At 58.6% G+C, this 17,145-nt stretch carries 17 protein-coding genes; 6 read left to right on the top strand and 11 right to left on the bottom strand.

Features of this window, described 5'->3' with window-relative positions; all coding sequences use genetic code 11:
* Position 1: 1 nt before the first annotated feature.
* From IB250_RS27905 to IB250_RS27890, 4 genes are all read right to left on the bottom strand, one after another.
* Complete coding sequence (locus IB250_RS27905) at positions 2–370, bottom strand: glyoxalase superfamily protein (RefSeq protein ID WP_192346878.1); 369 nt, start codon at positions 368–370, stop codon at positions 2–4.
* 210 nt (positions 371–580) lie between these two features.
* The gene (locus IB250_RS27900; RefSeq protein WP_192346875.1) at positions 581–2,026 is read right to left on the bottom strand and encodes a SulP family inorganic anion transporter; all 1,446 of its coding nucleotides are present in this window, start codon (positions 2,024–2,026) and stop codon (positions 581–583) included.
* A gap of 206 nt (positions 2,027–2,232) precedes the next feature.
* On the bottom strand, positions 2,233–3,144 hold the full coding sequence (locus tag IB250_RS27895; protein WP_192346873.1) for a LysR substrate-binding domain-containing protein: 912 nt from the start codon (positions 3,142–3,144) through the stop codon (positions 2,233–2,235).
* A gap of 168 nt (positions 3,145–3,312) precedes the next feature.
* Positions 3,313–3,903 (bottom strand): NAD(P)H-dependent oxidoreductase, encoded by a 591-nt coding sequence (locus IB250_RS27890; protein WP_192346871.1) that lies wholly within the window; start codon positions 3,901–3,903, stop codon positions 3,313–3,315.
* A gap of 162 nt (positions 3,904–4,065) precedes the next feature.
* On the opposite strand from IB250_RS27890, the gene IB250_RS27885 reads away from it, so the two are divergent.
* Positions 4,066–4,380: a putative quinol monooxygenase gene (locus IB250_RS27885; protein WP_192346869.1), complete on the top strand. Its 315-nt coding sequence runs from the start codon at positions 4,066–4,068 to the stop codon at positions 4,378–4,380.
* On the opposite strand, the gene IB250_RS27880 is transcribed toward IB250_RS27885, so the two are convergent.
* Positions 4,370–5,134, bottom strand: coding sequence for a sulfite exporter TauE/SafE family protein (locus IB250_RS27880; protein WP_192346868.1), 765 nt, complete (start codon positions 5,132–5,134; stop codon positions 4,370–4,372). The genes IB250_RS27885 and IB250_RS27880 overlap by 11 nt on opposite strands.
* Positions 5,135–5,369: 235 nt before the next feature.
* Between IB250_RS27880 and IB250_RS27875 the strand changes: the two genes are divergently transcribed.
* The 3 genes from IB250_RS27875 to IB250_RS27865 are packed head-to-tail and all read left to right on the top strand — an operon-like array spanning position 5,370 to position 7,296.
* Positions 5,370–6,254, top strand: coding sequence for a LysR substrate-binding domain-containing protein (locus IB250_RS27875; RefSeq protein WP_192346867.1), 885 nt, complete (start codon positions 5,370–5,372; stop codon positions 6,252–6,254).
* Positions 6,255–6,299: 45 nt separating this feature from the next.
* Positions 6,300–6,875 carry an NAD(P)H-dependent oxidoreductase gene (locus tag IB250_RS27870; protein WP_192346865.1) on the top strand — a complete coding sequence of 192 codons (576 nt, stop codon included), beginning with the start codon at positions 6,300–6,302 and terminating at the stop codon, positions 6,873–6,875.
* 49 nt (positions 6,876–6,924) lie between these two features.
* Entirely contained in the window at positions 6,925–7,296 is a 372-nt protein-coding gene (locus IB250_RS27865) for a MerR family transcriptional regulator (protein WP_052965737.1), read from the top strand.
* 123 nt (positions 7,297–7,419) lie between these two features.
* On the opposite strand, the gene IB250_RS27860 is transcribed toward IB250_RS27865, so the two are convergent.
* The 5 genes from IB250_RS27860 to IB250_RS27840 form a co-directional block, all read right to left on the bottom strand.
* Complete coding sequence (locus tag IB250_RS27860) at positions 7,420–7,782, bottom strand: ArsR/SmtB family transcription factor (protein WP_192346863.1); 363 nt, start codon at positions 7,780–7,782, stop codon at positions 7,420–7,422.
* A gap of 146 nt (positions 7,783–7,928) precedes the next feature.
* A complete protein-coding gene (locus tag IB250_RS27855) occupies positions 7,929–9,359 on the bottom strand; it encodes an efflux transporter outer membrane subunit (protein WP_192346861.1) in 1,431 nt (476 codons plus the stop codon).
* A gap of 9 nt (positions 9,360–9,368) precedes the next feature.
* Entirely contained in the window at positions 9,369–12,446 is a 3,078-nt protein-coding gene (locus IB250_RS27850) for a MexW/MexI family multidrug efflux RND transporter permease subunit (protein WP_192346859.1), read from the bottom strand.
* On the bottom strand, positions 12,443–13,546 hold the full coding sequence (locus IB250_RS27845; protein WP_192346857.1) for an efflux RND transporter periplasmic adaptor subunit: 1,104 nt from the start codon (positions 13,544–13,546) through the stop codon (positions 12,443–12,445). Before IB250_RS27845 ends, IB250_RS27850 begins: the two co-directional genes overlap by 4 nt.
* Positions 13,547–13,676: 130 nt before the next feature.
* Positions 13,677–13,838 (bottom strand): hypothetical protein, encoded by a 162-nt coding sequence (locus tag IB250_RS27840; protein ID WP_192346855.1) that lies wholly within the window; start codon positions 13,836–13,838, stop codon positions 13,677–13,679.
* 485 nt (positions 13,839–14,323) lie between these two features.
* On the opposite strand from IB250_RS27840, the gene IB250_RS27835 reads away from it, so the two are divergent.
* Positions 14,324–15,469, top strand: coding sequence for a CE1758 family FMN-dependent luciferase-like monooxygenase (locus tag IB250_RS27835; RefSeq protein ID WP_192346853.1), 1,146 nt, complete (start codon positions 14,324–14,326; stop codon positions 15,467–15,469).
* Between the two features lie 199 nt (positions 15,470–15,668).
* Positions 15,669–16,013 (top strand): cupin domain-containing protein, encoded by a 345-nt coding sequence (locus IB250_RS27830; RefSeq protein WP_192346851.1) that lies wholly within the window; start codon positions 15,669–15,671, stop codon positions 16,011–16,013.
* 239 nt (positions 16,014–16,252) lie between these two features.
* Here the strand turns inward: IB250_RS27830 and mmsB are convergent, their stop codons facing one another.
* Positions 16,253–17,140 (bottom strand): 3-hydroxyisobutyrate dehydrogenase, encoded by an 888-nt coding sequence (mmsB, locus tag IB250_RS27825; RefSeq protein WP_192346849.1) that lies wholly within the window; start codon positions 17,138–17,140, stop codon positions 16,253–16,255.
* Positions 17,141–17,145 lie beyond the last annotated feature (5 nt).

Raw genomic sequence — 17,145 nt, 5'->3', positions numbered from 1 at the left:
ATCAAACACTAATCGCATTGGTAAACACCAACCGATTGCCAAACGGATCACTGATGGTCATGTCCTGGCTCCCCCAGGGCATGGCCTGAATTTGCGGGCGGGCGAACTGATACTCCTTGGCCAACAATTGCTGCTGGAACACCTCCAGTTCATCGGTCTCAATGCGCAACGCCGAGCCCGGTGTACTGTCACCGTGATGTTCGGACAGGTGCAGCACACATTCGCCACGGGAGATTTGCAGGTACAGCGGGAAATTTTTTTCGAAGCGATGCTGCCAGTCGATCTTGAACCCCAGAAATTCGACGTAAAACTCCAATGCCTTGGTTTCATCGAAAATCCGCAGGATCGGGGTGGTTTTGCCCAAGCTCATGGAGTTGCTCCCAGATTGAGAAGGCCCAGAGTGTAGCTGGGCTGGATGTCAGCGCTTCGGCTTGGGAGCGGCTTTCTTTAATCGCAATGTGCCACCACGAGACATGGATCAATGAAAGTAATTTTCGTGGAGGGCTATCGGGCGTCGGGCAGAGGTATGGCAGGTCGTGAGTCGTTCCCACACGAGCATGGGAACGATCACTGATCGATTTCACTCGTGATGCTCGCTGGCGCGTTTGAGCAGTTTCTTGCAGCGCTCGGACAAATGCAGCACGCGTAGCTGCTTGCCAGCCTTGGCGTAGCGCTCGCGCAATGTCTTCAGCGCAGCGATGGCCGAGTAGTCGACGAAGCTCAGGTGGCGACAATCAAGGGTCACCTGCGCGGGGTCGTTGGCGGGGTCGAACTGATTGAGGAATGGCGTGGTAGAGGCGAAAAACAGTGTGCCGTGCAGACGGTAGAGTTTGCTGCCGTCGCTTTCCTGATAGCTGTCGGCATACAGCTCGCGAGCCTGTTGCCAGGCAAAGTTGAGCGCCGCAATGATGATCCCGCACAACACGGCGATGGCCAGATCAGTGAACACCGTAATCACCGTCACCGCGATGATCACCAGGACATCGTTCAGCGGCACCTTGTTCAGCACCCGCAACGAAGCCCAGGCGAAGGTCTGCTGCGATACCACGAACATCACCCCGACCAGTGCGGCCAGCGGGATGCGTTCGATCAGTGGCGAAAGGAACAGCACGAACAACAGAACCATCACCCCGGCCACTGCACCGGACAGCCGACCACGACCGCCGGAACTGAGGTTGATCACGGTTTGCCCGATCATGGCGCACCCGCCCATGCCTCCGAACGCACCAGAAATCATGTTGGCAGCGCCCAATGCCACGCACTCGCGATCCGGGTAGCCACGGCTCTCGGTGATCTCGTCGGTCAGGTTCAGGGTCAGCAGGGTTTCCAGCAGACCGACCAACGCCATCAATATCGCGTAAGGGGCGATAATGCGCAGGGTTTCCAGGTTCCACGGTAGGTCTGGTAGCGCGAAGCTCGGCAAGCCACCGGCAATGTGCGCCATGTCACCCAATGTACGAGTCGGCAGGCCGAGCAGGTAAACTGCCAGCCCGACACCCAGAATCGCCACCAGCGCCGGTGGCACGGCACGCGTCAGGCGCGGCATCAAATAAACGATGGCCATCGTCAGCGCCACCAGCCCGACCATCATGTACAGCGGCGCACCACTCAACCAGCCGTCACCGCTCTTGAAATGCTCCAACTGCGCCAGGGCAATGACAATCGCCAGGCCGTTGACGAAGCCGAGCATCACCGGGTGCGGCACCATGCGCACCAGTTTGCCCAGCCTCAACAAACCGAACGCCAGCATGATCAACCCGCCCAGCAGCACCGTCGCCAGCAGGTATTGCACGCCGTGCTGCACCACCAGCGCGACGATCACCACGGCCATCGATCCGGCGGCACCGGACACCATCCCCGGCCGTCCGCCAAACAGCGCAGTCAGGGTGCAGATGATGAAAGCGCCGTACAGCCCCATCAATGGATTGAGATGGGCCACCAGCGCGAAGGCGATGCATTCGGGCATCAGTGCGAAAGAGGTCGTGAGTCCGGCCAGGACATCGGCGCGCAGACGTTTGGGTTTCATGGCTTACCTAAAAAATACAGGCGGGAGAAGAGAGGGCGGATGTTACGGAATTGAGGGCGGGCCGACCAGTGAATGGGCTGCCGAAAACGCTTTCGCGAGCAAGCCCGCTCCCACATGGGCCCTGTGTCGCTCCCATTATCGTGAATTGACGCAAGTCCACTGTGGGAGCGGGCTTGCTCGCGAAGAACGATGACGCGGTCTACGAATCAGCCCTTGAAATCCGCAATCGCATAAGCCGCCAATTTGCCCTGGATGAAGTCCAGGAAGCACTGAATCCGTAGGGCAAGTTGCGAGTTGCGGTAGTACACCGCGTTGATCGGCTGGCGATATCCACTGTTGAATTCCGCCAGCAGCACCTGCAAGTGACCGGCGCGGATGTCGTCGATGGTCATGAAGTGCGACAGGCAGGCGATGCCCTGCCCTGCCAGCGCCAGGTGCCGGATCGTCTCGCCGCTGGACGCATTGATCGACGCCTGGATCGGCCAGCGATCACCGTGGACATACCGCAAGGGCCATTGGTTGAGGCCTTCGTTGTGGGTAAACCCAAGCAGCGTATGTTCGGCCAGGTCGGTAACGGCGGCCGGTACGCCGTGTTGTTCCAGATACGCCGGGCTGGCGACGATGTGTAGCGGGCTGCAACCCAGTGAGCGGGCGTGCAGGGTCGAATCGGCCAACGTGCCGATGCGGATGGCGATGTCGGTGCTTTGTTCGAGCAGGTCGATGATCAGGTCATTGCTGTTGAGTTCGAGCTGGATGTCCGGGTAGAGACGGCGGAACTCATCGATGTACGGCACGATGGCGTGCAGCATGAATGGCGAGGCAGCATTGATTCGCAGATGCCCGGAGGGGGTTTGCTGGCGTGAGGACAGGCGCTCTTCGAGTTCGTCCATTTGATCGAGAATCAGCTTGGCGTGCTCGAAGAAGTACTTGCCCTCCTCGGTCAGGTCCATGCGTCGCGTGGTGCGGTTGATCAGCGTGGTGTCGAGCTTGGCCTCCAGTCGCGACAGCGTGCGGCTGACCGCTGACGGCGTTTGCCCGACCTGTTCGGCAGCTGCTGAAATCGACCCGCACTCAATCACGCAGACGAAAATCTGCAACTCATCGGATCTGGCTTTCACGTGTGTCCTCGTTCGCTAATCGGCGTGGCATGAATCGCCAAGATCGCAGCCTGCGGCAGCTCCTACAAGGATTGCGCGCCGCCCCGAGTCTTCGGGTGTACACCCTCTGTAGGAGCTGCCGCAGGCTGCGATCTTTCCTGCCGTTGCGACGGATATTAGCCGGAAAACTCAGGCCGGTAAGCCAAACACCTCGGCCAAATGCTGTTCATAACGCGCCACATCAGCTTCAACATTCGGGCGCTTCATCACATCAACGCACAGGAAGGTCGGCAAACCGGTCATGCCGAGGAAGGTGTTCGCCTTGTGGAACGGGAAGTACACCGCGTCCACGCCTTTGGCTTCGAAGAAATCGGTCGGGTCGTCGAAGGCTTGTTGCGGCGCGTTCCAGGTCAGCGACAGCATGTATTTTTTACCGTGCAACAAACCGCCACTGCCGTACTTCTGCGACGCGTCGGAACGTGTGCGGCCATCGCTGGCGTAGAGGCTGCCGTGGCCTTCGGTGAAGACTTCATCGACGTACTTCTTGACGGTCCAGGGGGCGCCCATCCACCAACCGGGCATCTGATAAATGATCACATCGGCCCAGAGGAATTTGGCGACTTCCTCCGCGACGTCGTACCCCTCGTCGATGAACGTGGCTTTTACATCCACACCGCCGCGATCCAGCACGCTCAGCGCCGCTTCGTGCAGCGTCGTGTTGTAGCGACCATCGGAGTGGGCAAATTTTTTGCCGCCATTGAGCAACAGGACTTTTTTCATGGGAGAAATCTCGCAAAGTTGAAATTCGATGGCGGCAGAGTAGTGATCGACCTCGCGTGGAATAAGCCCTCATTCAGCAAAATTCATTTGACCAATACGCACGAATCAACAGGCGATTGTTGCCATAAGCTTGTGCCGATTCTGACTTTCAAGGAAAACCTGATGAGCGAACTGCAAGGCTTCATCCTGCACGCCAAGACCCGCCCGGAAAAATCTGCGGCCTTCGAAGCGTTGTTCCGTGCTTATGTCGAACCGAGTCGCGCCGAACCCGGTTGCATCGAGTACCACATGCTGCGCGACAAACAGGACCAGACGCTGTTTATCTTCTACGAGATCTGGCAGTCCCAGGCCCATCTGGATGCGCACTCGAACCTGCCGCACATGAAGCAATTCCTCGACCAACGAATGGAGTTTCTGGAACGGGATTTCGATATCCGGCCGATCGAGATGCTCAGCACTTCGTCCGCTAGCCGCTGATCAGCAAGTGGCCACCGAGCATGCCGAGGCCGATGAAGAACGCGCGCTTGAACAACACGGCGCTGATCCGCTGGCGCAGCCATTGCCCCAGCAACATGCCGAGCACTGCCGGAATCAACGCCAGCAGCGATGCACTCAACTCGCCTCCGCCGAGGGCGCCGCGCCATAACAGCCCGGCGGCCAACGCCAGGGTCGAGACGGTGAACGACAGGCCCAGCGCCTGCACCAGTTCATCCTTGCTCAAGCCCAGCGCTTGCAAATAAGGCACCGCCGGAATCACGAAAACCCCGGTGGCCGAAGTGATGATGCCCGTCAGCACACCGCACAGCGGACCGAGCCAACGCTCGGTGCGACCTGCGACCCGCAAGGTCGGCAGGAACAACCCGCTCAATGCGTATATCAACAATGCCGCCCCCAGCCCCCGCACGACCCAATGCCCGCCGGCCATGCCGATCCACAGAGTACCGGCACCCGTGCCGATGAAAATTGTCAGCAGCATCGGCCACAACCGGTTCAGCAGCCTGCGCAAATGACCGCCGAATGCCAGTTGCCAGACATTGGTCAGGGTAGCGGGAATAATCAGCAACGCCGCAGCCTGCGACGGTGCCATAGCCAGACCGAGCAAGCCCATGGCAATGGTCGGCAGGCCGAGACCGATCACGCCTTTGATCATCCCGGCCAGCAGGAAGGTGGTGATAACCAATAAGGACAGGGCCAGACCCAGATGCTGGTAGAACGCCGCGAGTGTATTCATGGGGCTATGGTGAGCCCTGAAGGTTGCCTTGAAAATCTGCCATATACTGAGGCTGCCTCTTGCTGATCAAGAGGCAGAAGACTTCGCTGGTGCAGCCGGCGCTTTCGCGAGCAAGCCCGCTCCCACAGAGATCGAATGCGGACACAAGAAGTCGGAACACCCGAGATCCATTGTGGGAGCGGGCTTGCTCGCGAAAGCATCCGCCCAGACAACAAACCTCCTGAGGCTGTGACAAATGCACTTCGACCTCACCGACCTGCGCCTCTATCTGAACATCCTCGACACCGGCAACATCACCGCCGGTGCCGCCCGCAGTCATCTGTCGCTGGCGGCGGCGAGTGCACGAATCCGCGCCATGGAAGCTTCACTGGGCATAGAGTTTCTTGAGCGAGGTCGCCGCGGTGTCAGCCCGACTCCGGCCGGCAAGGCCCTGGCGCAGCACGCCCGCGTTCTTTTGCAACAGGCCGAGCGCATGCAGCAGGACCTGGCCGAATACGCCAAAGGGGTCAAAGGCCAGGTACGGTTGTTGTGCAATACCACAGCGATCACCGAGTACCTGCCGGAGTTGCTGGCAGACTTTCTGCGCGATCATCCGAACCTCGACATCGACCTGCAAGAGCTGCCCAGCGCGCGCATTACCCACGCCTTGCGTCAAGGTGCGGCGGACCTGGGCATTGTGTCCGACGCCGTGGATGCCGAGGGCCTTCAGACTCGCTATTTCCGTGACGACCCACTGGTGCTGATCCTGCCCTGCGATCACCCCTTGGCCGACACTGGACCGTTAAGTTTCAGCGCCACCCTGCACCACGATTACGTCGGCCTGAACGCCAACAGCGCCTTGGCCGTGTACCTGGAAGAACAAGCCCTGCACAGTGGTTTACGGATGCAGATCCGCATCCGTGCCGATGGCTTCGATGGCGTGATGCGCATGGTCGCCCGAGGTGCCGGGCTGGCGATCGTGCCTTTGGCGGCAGTCGAACGCTGGCCGACTGAAACACCGTTCAAAAGCATCGCACTGAAAGAGCCATGGGCACGACGCAAACTGTTGCTGTGCGCCCGGGACTTCGCCGTGCTGCCCGGTTATGCCCAGGCCTTGCTGAATGCCTTGACTCTCCCCTGAGGGGCAGACTTTACCCTTGAGGTTTCATCTTCAGGGACCGTTACGATGAGCAAACGAATACTGGTGATTCTCGGTCATCCTTCGAGCAACAGTTTCTGCGGCGCACTTGCCGAACGCTACGCACAATCGGCGTTGCGTGCCGGGCATGAGGTGCGCCAGTTGTTTCTAGGCAAAATGGACTTCGACCCGGTGCTGCGCGAAGGCTACCAACACGTGCAACCGCTGGAAGCCGACTTGCGCCGTGCTCAGGCGGACATTCTGTGGGCTGAACACCTGACCCTGGTCTACCCGATCTGGTGGGGCGGCGTACCGGCCTTGCTCAAGGGATTTCTTGATCGGGTGTTGCTTCCGGGCTTCGCCTTCAAGTATCGCGAAGGCAAAGCCTTTCCCGACAAATTGCTGCACGGCCGCAGTGCGCATCTGCTCGTGACCATGGACACACCACCCTGGTACTACCGCTGGATCTACCGCATGCCCGGCCTGCATCAAATGCGCAAAACCACCCTGGCGTTTTGCGGCATCCAACCTCAGCGCACGCTCACCTTCGGGCCAGTCCTGGGGTCCAGCGCCGGTCAGCGCGAAACCTGGCTGCTGCAAGCCCAGGCTATCGCCAGCCGATGAGTCTGCCGATAATGGGGCTGGCTTACCCTCGGCAAAAAAAGGACTTTTCATGTACATCGGCCAAGCCGCGCATCGCTCGGGCACGACGATCAAGAGTATTCGCCATTACGAGTCGATCGGCTTGCTGCCTGCCGCTCGGCGGCAAGGGAAATACCGTGTCTATGACCAGCAAAGCGTCGACCTGCTGATCTTCATCAAGTGCGCCCAACAATTGGGTTTCAAGCTCAAGGAATTGCAGGCGGCTTTCGCTTCCCAAAACGGTCAGCCGTTGTCATGGGTTCAGGCGCAACAGGCAATCACCAACAAGAAACAGGAAATCAACGACCAGATTGCGGCGCTGACACAGCGACACGCGCAATTGGTCGAGTTCGAACGGAGCCTGCAGAACGCGTGGAAAGACTGCCCGTTAGAGGGACCTTGAACGCTCCCCGATGCATGCTCGTTGAGCAAAAAAAGCCCAAGGAGTCGAGTTTCATGACCACTTTGGTTGCAGTGAAGGGCTGGCCCTTCACTTGCGGCGTAGCGCTACAACGCAAGCCTCAACTCAAGCCCCGGCGTCTTCGTTTACTTCATGCTTGCTGATCACTTCGACGGTTTGCTCATCGAACTTGACCGCGGTGAGTAATGAATCGAGCAGCCCAGGAAAACGCTGGTCCATATCCTCGCGGCGCAGCGATAGCAGGTTTTCACGACCGTACGGCCGTTGCCAAATCAGACCGCTGTCACGCAGGACCCGCCAGTGATGCGTCATTGTCGATTTCGACGCCCCCTTGAGAATACGCCCGCACGGGTGTTCCTGACCATCGGCCAACACCTTCAACACAGTCAGACGCAATGGGCTACTCAGTGCGGACAGAACATTCTCTAATAAAATTTGGTCCTGATTAGGGTGATTTGCAACGTTCATAGGTAGGTACCTTTGATGATAAGCGGGAGATGCCTTGCTAGGATTCGTCTATACGAGAACAGTAAAACTATACACAAGAAGTACACCCCCGCGATAACCACCCCGTGCACTACAGCACCTCGAACCCTGCAATCCCCATTGGTTTTTTACTGCGCTTCGCGCTCCTGGAAGCCACCGCCCAAGGCCGCCATCAACGAAATCGAACTGTCGATATGCTTGCTGTTGAGGAAGGCCAGGCGCATCTCGTCCTGAATCAACTGTTGCTCGATGTTTAACGCGTCCAGGAACGTATCCTCCCCTGCCTTATACCGGGACTGAGAAAGATCGTAGGACGACTGGGCAATGGCACAGGCATCGCGCTGCACTGCAATCTGCTGCTCGAAAGAACGCAGTTGCGTGACCGAGATTGCCACTTCATGCAGGGCCGAGGTCAGCACCTGGTTGTAGTGAGCAATCGAAATGTCCAGTTCGGCATTGCCGGCCTTGAGGTCGGAGCGCAAGCGCCCGGCATCGAAAATCGGCAGGGAAACGGCCGGTGCGATATTCCAGAACGTGCTGACGCTGGCCAGCAACGCATCCCCGGACAAAGCGTGAGTTCCCGCCGAGGCCACCAGGTTGATGTTGGGATAAAACGTGGTCTTGAGCGCATCGATATTTTTGTTCTCGGCTTCGACCCGCCAGCGCGCCGCCACGATGTCTGGCCGACGCCCAATCAATTGCGCCGGCAACTGAGCGGGCAGCGCGACCACACTGGCTTGCAGGCTCGAAGGACGGTCGATGCTTTGCGCGCGATCGACGCCCTTGCCGACCAGGGCCGACAACTGCAGTCGGGCGATTTCGATGTCATCCAGCGCACCGATCAAGGTCGATTCCGAGCGCGCCTTGAGGCTTTGCACCTGCTTCAACTGCGACAGGTTATCCAGCCCCGAGGCATAGCGTGAATCCGAGAGTTCCACCAGTTTGCTCAACCGCGCTAGATCCCGCCGATTGAGCTCCGACACTTGCCAGGCATAGGCCAGTTGGTTGTAAGCCTTGACCACGTTGACCGTCAGAATCAGCCTCGACGATTGCAGGTCGACTTCGGCCGCCATGGCACTGTTGAGAGCCGACTCCCAGGCTGCCCGCTGTCCACCCCACAGGTCAAAGGTGTAGTTGAAATTGACCGCCAGGGATCGGGCGGTGACGTAGTTGCGACCCTCCCCGCTGTAGTCCTCGTACCGGGACAACCGGGCACGGGTGACGCCCGCCGAAGCATTGACTTCGGGGTAGCGCTCGGCCTCGCGCAAATCCAGGTACGCGTTGGCCTTGGCGACCCGTGCGGACACTTCCTGCAGGTCCGGGTTGCTGGCATAGGCCTCTTCGATCAAGGCGCCCAGTCGCGGGTCACCCAACGATGTCCACCAGTCGGCACGAGGCCAGTTGGCGGGCGGCAGTGTGTCTTGCAGCGTTTTGGCGTGCAGATCGTCAACCGACAACAAGGTGCCCTGATGATCGATCCCGGCATAGTTCACACAGCCTGCCGCCATCAGGATGGAAACAGCCAGCGGCGCCAGCATCAAGCGCGTAATCCGATACATACAACATCCTCACATGATGGGTTGCGGCGCACCGACCAGAGTGGCCTCAGGCACGCTGGCTGGCTGTTTGATCGAGCTCAGCAAGGTGTAAACCGATGGCAGGATAAACAGCGTGAACAGCGTGCCGATCAGCATGCCCACCACAATCACCAGGCCCAGCCCGAAGCGGCTGTTGGCGCCGGCCCCGCTGGCGAACAACAGGGGAGCAAGCCCCACCACCATCGCTGCGGTGGTCATGAGAATCGGCCGCAGGCGAACCTGCGCGGCATGTTGAATCGCCTGGACCCGATCCATGCCCTGCTTGCGCTGCAATTCATTGGCGAACGCAACCATCAGAATGCCGTGCTTACTGATCAACCCGATCAAGGTGATGAGGCCGATTTGCGTGTAAATGTTCAGCGACGTCATCCCCATAGCCAGCGGTACCAGCGCCCCGCAAATCGACAACGGTACGCTGATCAGAATGATGAACGGATCGCGGAAGCTCTCGTATTGCACGCTCAGCACCAGGTAAATGATCACCAGCGCCAGACCGAAGGTGAACGCCAGGCTGTTGCCTTCCTGCACGTACTGCCGGGCATCGGACTGCCAGTCGAAACTGAAGCCGGCCGGGAACCCTTCCGATTGCTTTTGCAAGAATCCCACGGCATCGCCCAGGGTCACGCCCGGTGCCGGAATGGCCTGGAACGTGGCGGAGTTCTGCTGGTTGAATTGGGTCAAGCGATTGGGCTCGACTTTCATGTTGAGCGTGGCCAGTGTCGATAACGGTACCGGATTGCCCTTCTGGTCTTTCACGTAATACAACTTGAGGGTTTCGGGGGTGAGCCGGTCCGAGGAAATCGACTGCGGAATCACGTCGTAGGAGCGCCCGTGAAAGGAGAACCGATTAACGTATTTCTCGCCGATCAAACTGTTGAGGGTCTCACCGATATCCTGCATGCGAATGCCCAGGGCGTTGGCCTTGGCGCGATCGATCTGGATTTCCACCACCGGGTTGTTGAAGTCCAGGTCGCTGTCGACCACGGCAAACAAACCACTGGCCTGGGCTGCCTGCTTGAGCAGATCCATCACGTTGAACAACGCCAGGTAATCCTGATCGCTGCGGATCACCATTTGCACTGGCAACCCACCGGTGGAACCCGGCAAGGGTGGCATCTGGAACACGAAGATGCTGGTGCCTTCGATCTCGTTGACCCGCGCCTGCAAGTCGGGCTGGATCGTGTTGGCATCGCGACCGCGCTTGTCCCAGTCCACCAGGTTGATCCCGCCGACGCTGTTGGATAGCCCGTCGGAACCGTTGGCCACCCAGTTGCTGTAGCCCTCGGGGATCTGGTTGAACGTCTCGTAAAGCTTGTGGGCGTAGGCCTCAAGGTAATTGAGGTTGGCATGCTGCGGTGCCTTGATGGCCGTCAGCAAAATGTTCTGATCTTCCAGCGGCGCCAGTTCGGTTTGCGCCGAGCGGTACAGAAACGGCAGGCTGAAAAAGATCACCAAAGCCACGCTGAGGCTGATCCAGCGCCGTGCAAGCGAGCCGCCCAGCAACGCGCCGTAGCGGCTGGCCAAAGACTGGAAGAAACGGTCGGCCCTGATGGCCATAAAGCCCTCGCTGCTTTTGGCATCCAGCAGACGGGTGCTCATGATCGGCGACAACGTCAACGCAACGATACCGGAGATAACCACGGCCCCTGCCAGGGTCAGCGCGAACTCCTTGAACAGCGTGCCGGTCAGCCCGCCCATCAAACCGATAGGCGCGTACACCGCCGCCAGGGTGAACGTCATCGCAACCACCGGCCCGGCCACTTCCCGGGCCCCGATCAACGCCGCATCGAATGGGGATTTGCCTTCCTCGATGTGGCGGTGCACGTTCTCCACCACCACGATCGCATCGTCCACCACCAGGCCGATGGCCAGAACCATCGCCAGCAACGTCAGCAGGTTCAGACTGAAGCCGAACATCTGCATCAACATCGCGGCGCCGAGCATCGACAACGGAATGGTCACCAACGGAATCAGCACCGTGCGGAACGTGCCCAGGCACAGGTAAATCACCAGGACCACGATCACCAAAGCTTCAAGCAGCGTGTAAGACACTTCATCAATCGAGGATTGAATGAAGTGCGCCACTTCGAACGGAATTTGTACCGTCACACCTGGCGGCAAGGTTTCCTGAATCTGCGGCAACAGTTCCCGTACACGTTTGACGATCACCAGCGGGTTGCCGGTCGGTGCAGCGTCCAGGCCGAGGAACAGCGCCGGCACATCACTCATCGAACCACTGGTATCGGTTGACGCGGCATTGAGCTCGACAGTCCCGACATCCCGCACGCGGATGATGCGGCCATTGTCGTTGCGCAGCACCATGTCGCGGAAATCTTCAACACTGTTCAGGTCGGTGTTGACCCGCAGGTTGCTGACCACATACAAGCCCTTGACCTGCCCCGGGGCGGCCTGGAAATTGTTGCCTTCGATTGCCTGCGACACGTCCTGGCCGGTCATTCCGTAGCCCGCCAGGCGTTGCGGATCCAGCCACAGGCGCATGGAGAGTTTCTGCTCGCCCATGATGTTGATTTTGGCCACGCCTTCGATGCCGGCGAACATCGGTTCGACGACACGGGAAATGTAATCGGACATCTGAGGAATGGTCAGGTTGGAGCTAGCGAACGCCACATAGGCCACGCTGGTGAAACCACCCGAGGTGCGTTCCACCACCGGGTCATAGGCATCCTTGGGCAAGCGGTATTTGATCTGGTTGACCTTGGCCATGACCTCGGTCAGCGCGGAGATGGAATCACTGTTGAGTGCCATCCGGATCGTCACTTGGCTACGGCCCTGGGTCGACGCCGAAGACAGGTAATCGATGCCCTCCACCGAGGCCACTGCCTGGCTGATCGGTTGCGTCACAAAGCCCTGCATCAACTCCGACGAGGCGCCCGGGTATTGCGTGGTGACGGTGATGGTCGAGGTTTCCAGCATCGGATACTGGCGGATCGGCAGGTTCAGCAACGCCCGCACGCCGAAAAGCAGGATCAGCGTACTGACCACCACTGCCAGCACGGGACGACGGAGAAAGATGTCGGTGAATTTCATTTTTCCAACCCAGTGGTGAGGTTAAGGCCAACCGTGTCCGGCACACCTTCCACGGCCACTCCGTCATGGAGTTTCAACTGCCCGGAAGTCACCACCTGCACGCCCTCGTTCAAACCTTTGTCGACAACCGCCCAGCCATCGCGGCGCTCACCGACCTTGATGCTCTCGCGCTTGACCTTCTGCACCCCCAAGTCATCGGTGTACACGCAAAAGACGCTTTCGCCGTAGGCGTTGTAGGTGATGGCCGTCTCCGGAATCACCAGCTCGGAAGTCTGCGGCAACATGACCGAGACCCGGGCATACATGCCTGGGCGCAGCAGTTTTTTCGTGTCAGTGATCACCGCCTGGACATTGATCGTGTGGGACTGATTGATCTGTGGATCGACCGCTATGATCTTTCCCTGAAACTTCACATCCGCCCAAGCGTCGACTTTCGCCTGCACGGTTTGGCCGAGCTGTACGCGGGAGCCATCGCGCTCGGCCAGGGTAAAGTTGACCCGCAGCACACCGGGGTCGGTCAGGGTCGCGACAGCGCCACCGGCCTCCAGGTACTGACCCAGATGCGCCTGACGAATCCCGAGGGTGCCAGCGAACGGCGCACGAATATGACGTTGGGCGATTTGCGCCTGCATGTGCTCCATGTCGCCTTTTGCCGCGTCATATTGAGCGCGAGCACTGTCAAAGGCCCGACGACTTTCGGCACCGGTTTTCGCCAGTTCCTGCACCCGGGCGAATTGCGCCTTGGCCGATTCGAATTCACCCTTCAGGCGAATCAGCTCACCTTGCTCCGGTGCGTCGTTGAGCGTGAGCAGAACCTGCCCCGCCGCTACTTGATCACCGGACTCAAAGTCAATGTCCACGACCTTGCCGCTGACTTCCGCCGACACCAGCACCTGGCGCTGAGCCTCAAGCTTGCCGATAGCTTCCAGGTAATAGGTGTAGGGCTGTTTCTTGACCTGCGCCAAACCGACCTTGGTACTGGGTATCCGTTGTTCAGCCGAGACTGGGGCGGGCCACTTGAAACGCCAACCGAAGGCACTGCCAACAACAATAACCAACAGTACAAACACCAGCAATTTAACTTTATTTCGAGCAAGCATGTGGCACTCCCTTGACTCTCAACTGCGAGCGCAAAAGTTTAAGAACTAATAAAAGAGGCGGCACAAACCCGGTATGTTATTAATCCCTGTGATCAATAACTCATAAAGCGCCGGGTTTATTTACAACCGTTTACGCTGCCGCGAGTGCATTGGTCTTATCCAGATAAAACCTGCCAATCGTCTGCTCGCTGTAATGACCGCGCCTGGTGATCAACGGGTTCAGCACACACGATTTCTCAAGCCATTCATTGGACTCAGCGGGAGGATTTTTCCATTGCATAAGATTTTTCATAACGGCTCCTAGCTATTATTTAATGATCAGCAGACGAAGAACAGATGAATCTTTTTATTTTTAACTCGGCAAAAAATGTCGTGTCGTACACTGGCAAGCGTTAATCTCAGTATTAGTCCGAGCTTCCTCAGGGATAAGCCTGTGCTACTTAATAAAGCCCCCAGACGAAAAGACACTACCGAACTTGAAGACACGTTACGACTTCTGAACTTTTTAGTATTAGCGTGAGCCGGCGCGTCGTGCATTCACCTCCGAAAGCGATGCCCCTTTACCGGGTTCAGCACCATTGGCACGCCCATCGTACCCAAACCAATAAATCCCAGCTCCATGCTCTGCTCCCATCCTTGTCAGCTGTTCGAAATGTCCGTTGGATGTCGACCCAGAATTGCGATTGTACGTGTACAGGCGTACATTTCAAGTGCCTCGTTTATTTAAACTCGAAGCACTGGCTTCAAACACACCTACACGCAAGGCAAGGAGGCTTTATGCAATTCGGGATCTACACCGTTGGCGACGTCACACAAGACCCGACCAACGCCAGTACCCCAAGTGAATCTCAGCGTATTCAGGCCACTCTGCAAATCGCGCAAAAAGCCGAAGACATCGGCCTGGATGTGTTCGCCACAGGTGAGCACCACAATCCGCCCTTCATCACATCCTCTCCCACCACATTGCTGGCCTACATCGCAGCGAAAACCCAGCGCATCATTTTGTCGACGTCCACCACCCTCATTACCACCAATGATCCGGTGCGGCTGGCCGAGGAATACTCATTGCTGCAACACCTTGCAGGAGGCCGCATGGACTTGATGCTTGGCCGGGGAAATACCGCACCGGTCTATCCCTGGTTCGGCAAAAGCATTGTCGACGGCCTGCCACTGGCAATGGAAAACTATCGATTGCTGCACAGGCTCTGGCGCGAAGAAGACATCAACTGGAGTGGTCGCTTTCGCACCTCCTTGAAGAACTTCACCTCCATCCCAAGACCGCTGGACGACATGCCGCCCTTCGTCTGGCATGGCTCGATTCGTACCCCGGAAATCGCCGAACAAGCGGCGTATTACGGTGATGGTTTTTTTGCCAGCCATATCCTCTGGCCCCGCGAGCATTTTATTGCCCTGGTGAAGTTTTACCGTGAGCGATTTGCGCACTACGGGCATGGCACGCCGGAACAGGCCATTGTCGGCTTGGGTGGGCATATTTTCATGCGCCGCAACTCTCAGGACGCGCGACGGGAATTGCGTCCTTACTTCGACAACGCCCCGGTCTACGGTCATGGCCCTTCCCTTGAAGAGTTCATGGAGATGACCCCGTTGTCCGTGGGCAGCCCCCAGGAAATCATCGACAAGACCCTGACATTCCGTGAGCACTTCGGCGACTACCAACGTCAGCTTTTTCTCTTCGACCATGGCGGTATTCCTTTAAAAACCGTGCTGGAACAACTCGACATGTTTGGCAAGGAAGTACTGCCGGTATTGCGCGAAGAGACCCGTAAACGCCGTTCACCGTTAGCCGCTGAGCCACCGACCCACGCCAATCGCCTGGCACGTTTGCGCTCGACGCAAACGCCACCGCTTGAACCGCGACCGGACTTCAAGACTCCGCAACATGACAGCGTCACCGGACGATAAACCGCCGCTTCAATGGCCCACGATCGACCTGTGGGCCATTGAATGGAGGCAGGCCGCGCCTTAGAGCGGTTGTCGTGCATCCAGACACAGGCTCTTGCCATCAGCGTTTACAGGTAACTAAATGTCGACCCCAGACATCCGGGTGCCCTCTCCCGACGATAGGCTGGTCATTCAATCCTGCCGCTAGCCTGGAGCTGACATGTCCGCACCTATCACCGTCCTACGCGATACCCACCCACTGCCCGTGCTCGACGCCTGCAAATGGGAAAAACTCGAAGGCGACCCGCACACCGTCAACCTCAACGCCTACACCAGCGAAGACGGTAGCAAGATCATGGGCACCTGGATTTGCACGCCAGGCAAGTGGTACGTGGAATACGTGAAGTGGGAATACTGCCATTTCCAGGAAGGCTACTGCGTCATCACCCCGGAAGGCATGGCGCCGATCCACCTGCGTGCCGGTGACATTTTCGTCATCGAGCCAGGGATGAAGGGCACATGGGAAGTGGTTGAGACCGTGCGCAAATATTTCGTGTTTGCCTGATGCAAAAAACCGAGAGACCACCCGACGTGGTCTCTCGGCAAAAAACTATTGGCATGCACAAAATCCTGTGGCGAGGGAGCTTGCTCCCGCTGGTTCGCGAAGCGAATCCAACAAGCTGATGCGGTGTTTCAGATACACCGCATGCTCAAGACTTACGACTGCTTCGCAGCCGGACGGGAGCAAGCTCCCTCGCCACAAAAGCCCACAGGCAAGCCTCCCATCACCATCCCGCAAAATCCTTATTGGGGTTTGCGATAGCTATTGATGATTGCCGAGAAGTCCTTGCCGCCTTCCCCACGCTGACTCATCGCCTGATACAACTGCTGCGCCACCGCGCCAAGTACCACCGGTTGGTGCGCCTGACGTGCCGCCTCAGTGGCCAGCCCCAGATCCTTGAGCATCAGTTCGGCACCGAAACCGCCGGTATACCCGCGCGAGGCCGGAGCCGTTTCGACGATGCCCGGCCACGGGTTGTACATCTCCGAACTCCAGCACCGCCCGGTGGAACTGTTGATGATCCCCGCGAGCACCGTCGTGTCGATCCCCAGCGCATCACCCAAGGCCATGGCCTCGCTGACGCCGACCATGGAAATCCCCAGCAGCAAGTTGTTGCAGATCTTGGCAATTTGCCCGGTGCCGACTTCGCCGCAATGGACGATGTTGCGGCCCATCTGCGCCAGCACCGGTTGCAGGGTCGCGAACAGCTCAGGCGTGGCGCCGACCATGAAGGTCAGCGTCCCGGCCGCAGCACCGCCGGTACCGCCAGAAACAGGGGCATCGGCCATGACCACGCCTTGTTTGGCAGCCGCTGCGGCAACGTCGCGCGCCGTCTGCGGATCGATGGTGCTGCAATCCACTGCGGGCACGCCCTTGGCGATCCCCGCCAGCACGCCATCTTCGCCCAGCCAGACGCTGCGCACATGCACAGCGGCGGGCAGCATGGTGATCACCAGCTCTGCATCTTGAGCCGCTTCACGTGCCGAAGCGCTGATGCTGCCGCCCAGTTGCTCCAGCTCTGCCAGCACAGCTTTGTTCAGATCGACCAGGCGCAGTGAATGGCCGGCCTTGATCAGGTTGCGCGCCATCGGCGCGCCCATGTTGCCGAGACCGATAAAAGCGATTTTCATGTCCG

This window comes from Pseudomonas sp. PDM09 (assembly GCF_014852305.1).
In the GTDB taxonomy this organism is placed as follows: domain Bacteria; phylum Pseudomonadota; class Gammaproteobacteria; order Pseudomonadales; family Pseudomonadaceae; genus Aquipseudomonas.
Note: the sequence above shows the minus strand (reverse complement) of the source record. Positions and strands in the feature narration are given on the sequence as shown.

Excerpts from the sequence above, each read along its gene's own strand:
- IB250_RS27905 (WP_192346878.1), bottom strand. The coding sequence starts at position 370 with ATGAGCTTGGGCAAAACCACCCCGATCCTGCGGATTTTCGATGAAACC.
- IB250_RS27900 (WP_192346875.1), bottom strand. The coding sequence starts at position 2,026 with ATGAAACCCAAACGTCTGCGCGCCGATGTCCTGGCCGGACTCACGACC.
- IB250_RS27890 (WP_192346871.1), bottom strand. The coding sequence starts at position 3,903 with ATGAAAAAAGTCCTGTTGCTCAATGGCGGCAAAAAATTTGCCCACTCC.
- IB250_RS27885 (WP_192346869.1), top strand. The coding sequence starts at position 4,066 with ATGAGCGAACTGCAAGGCTTCATCCTGCACGCCAAGACCCGCCCGGAA.
- IB250_RS27880 (WP_192346868.1), bottom strand. The coding sequence starts at position 5,134 with ATGAATACACTCGCGGCGTTCTACCAGCATCTGGGTCTGGCCCTGTCC.
- IB250_RS27875 (WP_192346867.1), top strand. The coding sequence starts at position 5,370 with ATGCACTTCGACCTCACCGACCTGCGCCTCTATCTGAACATCCTCGAC.
- IB250_RS27870 (WP_192346865.1), top strand. The coding sequence starts at position 6,300 with ATGAGCAAACGAATACTGGTGATTCTCGGTCATCCTTCGAGCAACAGT.
- IB250_RS27865 (WP_052965737.1), top strand. The coding sequence starts at position 6,925 with ATGTACATCGGCCAAGCCGCGCATCGCTCGGGCACGACGATCAAGAGT.
- IB250_RS27860 (WP_192346863.1), bottom strand. The coding sequence starts at position 7,782 with ATGAACGTTGCAAATCACCCTAATCAGGACCAAATTTTATTAGAGAAT.
- IB250_RS27855 (WP_192346861.1), bottom strand. The coding sequence starts at position 9,359 with ATGTATCGGATTACGCGCTTGATGCTGGCGCCGCTGGCTGTTTCCATC.
- IB250_RS27850 (WP_192346859.1), bottom strand. The coding sequence starts at position 12,446 with ATGAAATTCACCGACATCTTTCTCCGTCGTCCCGTGCTGGCAGTGGTG.
- IB250_RS27845 (WP_192346857.1), bottom strand. The coding sequence starts at position 13,546 with ATGCTTGCTCGAAATAAAGTTAAATTGCTGGTGTTTGTACTGTTGGTT.
- IB250_RS27840 (WP_192346855.1), bottom strand. The coding sequence starts at position 13,838 with ATGAAAAATCTTATGCAATGGAAAAATCCTCCCGCTGAGTCCAATGAA.
- IB250_RS27835 (WP_192346853.1), top strand. The coding sequence starts at position 14,324 with ATGCAATTCGGGATCTACACCGTTGGCGACGTCACACAAGACCCGACC.
- IB250_RS27830 (WP_192346851.1), top strand. The coding sequence starts at position 15,669 with ATGTCCGCACCTATCACCGTCCTACGCGATACCCACCCACTGCCCGTG.
- mmsB (WP_192346849.1), bottom strand. The coding sequence starts at position 17,140 with ATGAAAATCGCTTTTATCGGTCTCGGCAACATGGGCGCGCCGATGGCG.